6 protein-coding genes and 3 pseudogenes are annotated in these 7,389 nt (G+C 64.7%); 5 read left to right on the top strand and 4 right to left on the bottom strand.

Going from position 1 to position 7,389, the window contains the following annotated elements; translation table 11 throughout:
• Window positions 1-305: pseudogene (locus EV191_RS29760) on the bottom strand (IS110 family transposase); the annotation flags it as partial.
• A gap of 341 nt (window positions 306-646) precedes the next feature.
• Window positions 647-1,834 (bottom strand): alpha/beta hydrolase family protein, encoded by a 1,188-nt coding sequence (locus EV191_RS29755; protein WP_132881441.1) that lies wholly within the window; start codon window positions 1,832-1,834, stop codon window positions 647-649.
• Window positions 1,835-1,923: 89 nt separating this feature from the next.
• On the opposite strand from EV191_RS29755, the gene EV191_RS29750 reads away from it, so the two are divergent.
• Window positions 1,924-2,532 (top strand): TetR/AcrR family transcriptional regulator, encoded by a 609-nt coding sequence (locus EV191_RS29750; protein WP_132881439.1) that lies wholly within the window; start codon window positions 1,924-1,926, stop codon window positions 2,530-2,532.
• A gap of 226 nt (window positions 2,533-2,758) precedes the next feature.
• On the opposite strand, the gene EV191_RS29745 is transcribed toward EV191_RS29750, so the two are convergent.
• The gene (locus tag EV191_RS29745) at window positions 2,759-3,598 is read right to left on the bottom strand and encodes an SDR family oxidoreductase (RefSeq protein ID WP_132881430.1); all 840 of its coding nucleotides are present in this window, start codon (window positions 3,596-3,598) and stop codon (window positions 2,759-2,761) included.
• A 165-nt stretch (window positions 3,599-3,763) separates the two neighbouring features.
• Here EV191_RS29745 and EV191_RS29740 point away from each other — a divergent pair, with 165 nt between their 5' ends.
• On the top strand, window positions 3,764-4,693 hold the full coding sequence (locus EV191_RS29740; protein WP_132881442.1) for a helix-turn-helix transcriptional regulator: 930 nt from the start codon (window positions 3,764-3,766) through the stop codon (window positions 4,691-4,693).
• A gap of 59 nt (window positions 4,694-4,752) precedes the next feature.
• On the top strand, window positions 4,753-5,604 hold the full coding sequence (locus EV191_RS29735) for a helix-turn-helix transcriptional regulator (protein ID WP_132881428.1): 852 nt from the start codon (window positions 4,753-4,755) through the stop codon (window positions 5,602-5,604).
• Window positions 5,605-5,730: 126 nt separating this feature from the next.
• Here EV191_RS29735 and EV191_RS29730 read toward each other — a convergent pair.
• Window positions 5,731-5,895: pseudogene (locus tag EV191_RS29730) on the bottom strand (helix-turn-helix domain-containing protein); the annotation flags it as partial.
• Between the two features lie 130 nt (window positions 5,896-6,025).
• Here EV191_RS29730 and EV191_RS29725 point away from each other — a divergent pair.
• Window positions 6,026-6,217: pseudogene (locus EV191_RS29725) on the top strand (aldo/keto reductase); the annotation flags it as partial.
• A 101-nt stretch (window positions 6,218-6,318) separates the two neighbouring features.
• Window positions 6,319-7,161 carry an LLM class flavin-dependent oxidoreductase gene (locus tag EV191_RS29720; protein WP_207894881.1) on the top strand — a complete coding sequence of 281 codons (843 nt, stop codon included), beginning with the start codon at window positions 6,319-6,321 and terminating at the stop codon, window positions 7,159-7,161.
• Window positions 7,162-7,389 lie beyond the last annotated feature (228 nt).

The raw sequence follows: 7,389 nt of genomic DNA, 5'->3' as shown, positions 1-7,389 counted from the left end.
GCGAGATGGGCGGTTTTGGGGCCAAGAACGCGTTCGAGCGCGGGGTGGATGCCGGTGAGCAGGCCACGGATGCGATTGCTGATCCGAGTGGCCTCTGCGGCGAGGTCGTCGTCGAACCCGACGAGCACATCCAACTCGGCCAGTGCCTCGTCGTCGACGTTGAGCTCGCGCAGGGTGTGCGGCAAGGTGCGGGCGGCATCAGCGATGACGTAAGCATCGCGGGCGTCGGTCTTGGTACTGCCCGGGTAGAGGTCGGCAATGCGGCGCATCGCCAGCCCGGGCAGGTAAGCCACGTCATGGCCATCGGACACGAGGTACACGGCGATCGATCGCGGAGCGGATACGACGTCTGATCCGCTCGCGCTGCGCGGCGACGATCCTTCTCGCGCCATCACTGGATTCGGATGCCTGCGGGCTGGACAACGCCAGTAGACATCCGACGGGGTTCGACGTGTCAGTCTGCAGAATTCGGGCCATGGACACCTCGGCGAAGCCGAACACTGCATTGTCCATGGTGCACGCTTCCGGCGGACTGTTTGCTCCATGGTCATGTTGATGTCGCGGTAGTTCTCGAAGGTTGTGTGTAATGCGCCCGGCATCCTGCTGACCAGTGTCCACTCTCATTCGATGTCTAGAGTGTCCGCGTCTACGCGATGGTTTCGTCGAGCCAGTCGAACAGGCGCTGATGGAACAGTGTCAACGCACCTTCATGGCAATGCTCGCCAGCGCCCTCGGCGGAGGTGAAGGGTAGGAAGGTCTTGGGGCAGTCGAGCGCCTCGTAGAGCATCGCGGGTTGGCCAGCGGCGAACTGGTCGTTTTCCGCGTCGCACACGAGCGTCGGGCAGGTGATCCGGTCCGCGACACCGGTGAGGTCGTATTTGACGATCTCGGCGTACAGGTCTTTCGCTGACGAGACTCCGAACGTCCACAGCGAATTGGACAACAACCAGCGCTGCGAACTCGACGCCTCGGACCGGCGGGCGATCAGGTTGTCCAGCAGCGCCAGTCGGTCCGTGGGGTCGAGCACCTGCGCCTCGGGGGTCTTCAGGAACGCCCCGGCGATCCTGAAGACCCCGTCGTAGGCGACGCAGGCGGCGATCCGCGACTCGAAGGCCGCGGCACGAGGTGCTAGATAGCCGCCCAGGCTCATGCCGAGCAGCGCGATGCGATCGCCATCGACCCCGGGTAGGTCGATGGCGAAGTCCACGACCGGGGTGATCACTGCCTCCCAGTCGTGCCGAAACGGCAGACCGTGGGTTCGCAGCACCGCGCCCTGGCCCGGCCCCTCGAAGATCAGGCAGTTCCACCCGTACCGTCTGGCCGCCTCGCCGACCGCGAAGTACATCTCCTCAACGGTCGAGTCGAACCCTCCGTGTGCCACGAGTGTCGGTCCTCGAACGTCGCCACTCACGTTGAGGTAGTAGCCGTCCAGTTCGATCCCTTCGTACGGGATGCGCACCGGCCGCCAGCGCGCCTGGACTTCATGGGCACTTCTGAACGTCTGGACGGCCAGCGCGGAGGTCTCCGCCACCCGAGGATCGTGCTCCGGATCGTCTCGGAGGAAGAATTCCGAGGTCCGATAGTAGTTCGAGGCCTTGAGGTACGCACCGCTGGCACTGGTCATGTGACCGCCCGCGGCGCAGCCGTCGGCGATCGAAGCGGTCCGGTCCGCAAGGGCCCGCCACTCGCGGTACCACGACTCGCCGTCACCAGGCGTAATCCGCTCCGCCGTCATGATGACCTCGCCAATGTCCGCCCCACCGTAAACCGTGTAGCCGACCGCTCTGAGCGTTTCGAACGAGAACGCCTCATCGGTGTCGAACATGAATCGCATAGCGGCTCCTCAAGTCTTAAGCAACATGAAGTTGCGATAGCATGAGACTTGCACGATGCGAGCACTAAAGCAACCCAATGAGGCTTTTGATGTCGAGTCGTCAGATCACACGTGGCATGCGGACGGGCGGTCGTAGTGCACGGGTGCGCGAGGCAATCCTCGCAGCCACGTTCGACGAGCTGTTGGACCACGGTTATGCCGGTTTACGCGTAGACGCCGTGGCCGCACGGGCAGGGGTCAACAAGACAACCGTCTATCGCCGATGGCCGACGCTGGAAGATCTTCTTGTCGACGCTCTCACAACGTGGTCACACGACGTTCCAGTCCCGGACACGGGCAATATCGAGACAGACTTGCTCGCCATCGGGCGAGAACTCCGCGATCTACTCAACGGCGGCGTCGGCCGCCAGGTCGCGGCATTGGTGCTCACCGCGGGATTGCGAAAGGCGGAGTTGCGCGAGGCCACGCGCCGGTATTTCGCTCACCAGGTCACGCGCGCAGTACCCACGGTCAACGGTGCGATCGACCGCGGCGAGCTGCCGCCGGACGTCGACGTCGAAGCATTGCTTACCTCAGTCCGCGCCCCGCTCTTTTACCGCATGGTCACCACAGGCGATCCGATCGACGACGCGCTCGTTGAGCACACGGTTCAGGTCACCCTAGCCTCGGCGCGAGCCGGCCTGCTTTCGACGGTCTGACTCCACGATCCTCCTCGTCCGAAGGAGTTTGATCGTCACTCGCTCGATTTCGTCAGCATAGCGATCTGCAAGGCACGGCGTTGCCCAGATCAACCTGTGTACGGTCGAAGTCTCGGCGCTGGGTGAAGCCAGGCTCCCAGAGCGCGGAGGATCTCCAGACCGTGGGCTTCTCCACGTGAGTCGCCTTCGACGAGGTAGCGTCGATTCGAACATGATCGTGGTGGGGTTACCCGCCGTCGGTGTGTGCGGTGGCAGCCGATGCCTCACGCAGTGGGGCGATCTCGTGTTCGATGCGCTGGTTCATCACGTCGCGACGGTCGAGTGCGTCTTGTCCGACGGGCAACCGTAGCGGGAGTCGTTCACCGGAGGCGACCTGATAGATGAGTGCCGCTGCCTTGACCGGATCGCCATGCTGGGTGTGGTTCGCTTTCGCTGCCCAGTCGAGAGTGGCGTGCGCCGGGGTGTCGTCGTAGGCGGCGATGCGGTCATCTGGCAGCTGCACCGATGAGGAGTCAAGGAAGTCGGTGCGGAACACGCCCGGTTCGACGACGACGCTGTGGATGCCAAAAGGCTCGAGTTCGGCTGCGAGCGCCTCGCCAATTCCCGCGACGGCGAACTTGGAGGCGCAGTACAGGCTCGCACCCGGCTCGCCTTCGAAACCGGATCGGGAGCCGATGTGGACGAGTTTGCCCTTTCGTGCCGCGCGCATGATCGGCAGCACCGCGCGGGTCATGTTGATGAGGCCGAAGACGTTCACATCGAACAATGAGCGCGCCTCCGCGTCGGTGATTTCCTCGAGAGCGCCCAGCAGACCTCGGCCAGCGTTGTTGACGAGCACCTCGATCGTGCCGAACCGGTCCGTTACCGCCGTCACGGCTGATGCGATCTGGGTTTCGTCGGTGACGTCCAGGCCTACTGGCAGCGCGTTCGGATGGGTACGCACATCCGTGGGCAATCGCTCGGGGTTACGCGCCGCCAACGCGACCTGCTCGCCTCCGGCCAGTGCCGCGCGAGCGATCTCAAGACCGAGGCCGCGTCCAGCACCAGTGATCATCCATGCCGACATCGAGTGAGTTCCTTTCGGAGTGGGTTCGTTCAGACGATGTCGCGTGACCGCGACTCGACCACCCTCAGCGAGTCCACGACCGGCGAGAAGGCCTGGAGCTTCCTGGGACAGTTTGGGCGCCCCAAGCAGCTGGCCAATGCCCTGCAGGTTGGGGATGCTGGAGGCATGTCCGATCATCTGGAGCCACGCCTTGCTGATTTCCTTCGTGCCGCGCGTGCGCGGATCACCCCGGAACGGGCGGGTGTTGTCGACGGTGGCCGGCGGCGGGTCGACGGGCTTCGCCGCGAGGAACTGGCGATGCTCGCCGGTGTGAGCGTCGACTACTACACGCGCTTGGAGCAGGGCCGCAGCAAAAGTGCCTCGACACAAGTGCTGGACGCCATCGCCGAGGCTCTGCGGCTAGATGACACCGAACGCGCGCATCTGCACACGATCGCGCGACCCGGACCGGCCAGTCGCAACCGGCCGGGCAAACCGCAGCAGCTGCATCCGGCGACACGGAAACTGCTCGACACCCTTGATGGTGTCCGCCGTCCCGCGTTCGTGCTGGGACGTCGTCTCGACGTCCTGGGGCAGAATCGCCTCGCCGCACTCCTGATCGCGGATTTCGACGCGATGCCCGCAGCCGAGCGGAACCAAGCGCGTTTCGTATTCCTCGACCCGCACGCTCAGGAGCTCTATGCGGATTGGGGCCAGGTCGCCGCTGACACAGTCGCCATGCTTCGTGTGGATGCCGGCAAAAACCCCGAGGATCCTGGACTCGGCCGTCTCGTCGGGGATCTGTCCATCCAGTGTCCCGAGTTCCGGCGCCTATGGGCTCGTCACCGGGTGCACCAGCGGAGCACCGGCAGCAAGCGATACCACCATCCGCTCGTCGGTGAGCTCACGATCACCTATCAGGCGTTCAGTCCCAGTGATGACCCCGATCAGACGGTCATGATCTACGACACCGAATCTGGCTCGGCCTCGGCCCACGCACTCGAGCTCCTCGCGGCCACCGTTGCGAACGAGCGCACGAGCGATTCCCAATGCCAGCCAGCACACCCGCCCGGACAGCTGCGCAGCAGTGACCCTGGCGATTCGGCGGGGGCGTAGCGAGGCAGGGTGTAGCAGGGCCAGGCGCAGTCAGCGTGTCCGGGATAGGTTGATAGGCCATGAGTATCGGTGAGTATCTGCGCGGTATCAGGTCGCGCCAGGCTCCTTCGAACCTGGGCCTGCCTGATACCGGTGCGCGCCGGGTGTCGGGCCTGCGCCGTGAGGAGGTTGCGGTGCTGGCCGGGATCAGCGTGGACTACTACACCCGACTCGAACAAGGCCGGGAGAAGAACCCATCCGCACAGATCATCGAGGCCCTGGCACGCGGTCTCGACCTGACTGGTCATGAGCGGGAGCACCTTTTCCGATTGGCTGGCTATCAGGCGCCCGTGGGCGGCATTCAGACTCAGGTGCGTCCAGAACTTGCTCGTCTTCTCAGCCGGTGGCAAAACCAGGCGGCCTTCGTCCTCACTGGCACTTTGGACATCCTTGCCCCCAACGCCCTGACACGGGCGCTCTTCAGCGGCTTCATCCGGCAGGACAACCTCGCGCGGATGGTGTTCTCGGATCCCGCGGCCCGAACCTTCTACATCGATTGGGATCAGGCGGCCGACAACGTCGTCGCCGCCTTGCGGCACAACTCCACCAGTCAGCCTGCGGCCGTGTTCGATGCGTTCATCCACGAGATGTGCCAAGCCAGCGGAGATTTTCGCGAACTCTGGAGTATGCAGCAGGTGCGAGGCAAGACGCACGCGGTCAAACGTTTCCACCACCACGAAATCGGTGACCTCAGCTTGGCGTACCAGGCTCTCGGTGTACCGGGCACCGAGGGATGGCAGGTCATCGTCTACGACGCCGAACCCGGCACAGCCGCCGCGGAGGCATTCACACTGCTGCGCTTGAGCCGCGAGTCCAACAACGACAAACCTTGGCCAGCCGTGAAAGGCGGTCCCGACGCTTCATGTGACTGACGAGGTTCCTGTCGGCATGGTCTGGTTCGCTTCGCGCGACGGTCTACGCTACGCGTTCCCGGCCAGAACTCGTTCCCGACGTGGCTTGCGGTCGGCGTAGTCCTGCGATGAGGAGTTCGACGAGTCGGCGTGCGGAGTCGCGCTGGTCGCCAGCAGGGTTGGGCGGCTTCGGCGAGCCTCAACCTGGTGTCGGTAGACGGCGATGATGAGACCTGCTCGAGTCGGAAAGTGGCGGTAAATGGTGCCCACCCCGACACCGGCCCTGGCCGCGATATCGCGCACCGGCCTTTCCAAGCTTGCCAAGCGGAACCAGGTTCCGTATCGTTACCGGAGCGATGTTCCACTTCTTCCTGATGGCAGAGCAGGCGTTGCGACCTAGCCATGTATTCGTCGGGCATCACCCGTAATGGAGGAAAACCTCATGCCGTACCGCACCTTGGGCCGCACTGGTGTGCAGGTCAGCTCCCTTGCGCTCGGCGCGATGACCGTCGGCAAGCTCGGGCGTAGCACCCAGAACGACGTCACTGCCGACATGTACAGCGGCGGCGAGTCGGAAGAGATGGTCGGCGCAGCCATTGCCAGCCGCCGCGACGACGTCGTGCTGGCGACCAAGCTCGATCCGGCGCCGCGTCGCCGCTGATCGTCCGGGAACAGCCCCGTACCGAAAGGAGCCACGGCTTCATGACACAGACACCCCGTCCTCGTTTTGGGATCATGACCGCTCCCTCGCAGGTCGACTATCACGACGTGCTGCGGGTTTGGCACGAAGCCGACACGATCCCGGAGATCGAGCACGCGTGGCTGTTCGATCACCTCATGCCTATCGGCGGCGACCCGAAGGGGCCGACCTACGAAGGCTGGACTCTGCTTTCCGCGCTCGCCGCGTACACACGACGGCTACGCGTTGGCGTGCTGGTGACCAGTAACCGGTTCCGGCCGCCCGCGATGCTGGCCAAGATCGCCGCGACCGTCGACATCGTTTCCGGCGGACGGCTGGACTTCGGCATCGGCGTAGGCTCACGTCCCAGCCACCCGCTAGCCCGGCGCGAGTACGAAGCTCACGGCCTGCCCTTTCACGACGCCGCCCACGCGGTAGGAAGCCTCGCCGAAGCCTGCGCGGTGATCAGGCGGTTGTGGACCGAGGCCGAGCCATTCGACTTCCACGGCACCTACCATCCCTTGACCGGAGCGTTCGGGAACCCCAAACCCGTCCAGCGCCCCCACCCGCCAATCCTGATCGGCGGACGCTCGTCCGCCACGCTGCGCGTCGTCGCTGAGCACGCTGACCTATGGAACATCCCCGGCGGGGACATCGACGACGCCGTCCGCCGCAGTGCACTGCTGGATCACTACTGCGCCGACATCGGTCGCGACCCCGCTACCATCGCCCGCTCAATCCACCTGTCCGTTTCCTACGACCAGCCCAGCGCGACCCGGGACGCGATCAGCGAGGCGACCGACGTCGGCTTCGAGCACATCGTCCTCGGGATCCCGGCGCCCTACCCGCCCGACCTCGCGCGGTGGGTAACCGATGAACTCATCACCGCGTCGGCCTGAGGCCACGGCCCCACTCGCTGAACTGGGCCGCGCGGCGTCCCGCGCATGGTGCGGAAGACACCTGTAGACGATCTCACCCCGATCCGCGTGAAGGTGTCCGGAACGGAATCGGCGGCAAGTTAAAGATCGCCGAGGGACTGTCTGGTTAACGGTGGATCTGGTCTTGGTCTGACACGCCGAGCAGCAAGCTTGGTGGGAAGGATCTGTGATGACCGAGACAGTGGAGCC

Source organism: Tamaricihabitans halophyticus, assembly GCF_004340875.1.
GTDB classification, from domain to species: Bacteria; Actinomycetota; Actinomycetes; order Mycobacteriales; family Pseudonocardiaceae; genus Tamaricihabitans; species Tamaricihabitans halophyticus.
The sequence above is the reverse complement of the archived record's forward strand: the minus strand, read 5'-3'. Positions and strand labels throughout refer to the sequence as shown.

Excerpts from the sequence above, each read along its gene's own strand:
- EV191_RS29755 (WP_132881441.1), bottom strand. The coding sequence starts at position 1,834 with ATGCGATTCATGTTCGACACCGATGAGGCGTTCTCGTTCGAAACGCTC.
- EV191_RS29750 (WP_132881439.1), top strand. The coding sequence starts at position 1,924 with ATGTCGAGTCGTCAGATCACACGTGGCATGCGGACGGGCGGTCGTAGT.
- EV191_RS29745 (WP_132881430.1), bottom strand. The coding sequence starts at position 3,598 with ATGTCGGCATGGATGATCACTGGTGCTGGACGCGGCCTCGGTCTTGAG.
- EV191_RS29740 (WP_132881442.1), top strand. The coding sequence starts at position 3,764 with ATGTCCGATCATCTGGAGCCACGCCTTGCTGATTTCCTTCGTGCCGCG.
- EV191_RS29735 (WP_132881428.1), top strand. The coding sequence starts at position 4,753 with ATGAGTATCGGTGAGTATCTGCGCGGTATCAGGTCGCGCCAGGCTCCT.
- EV191_RS29720 (WP_207894881.1), top strand. The coding sequence starts at position 6,319 with ATGACCGCTCCCTCGCAGGTCGACTATCACGACGTGCTGCGGGTTTGG.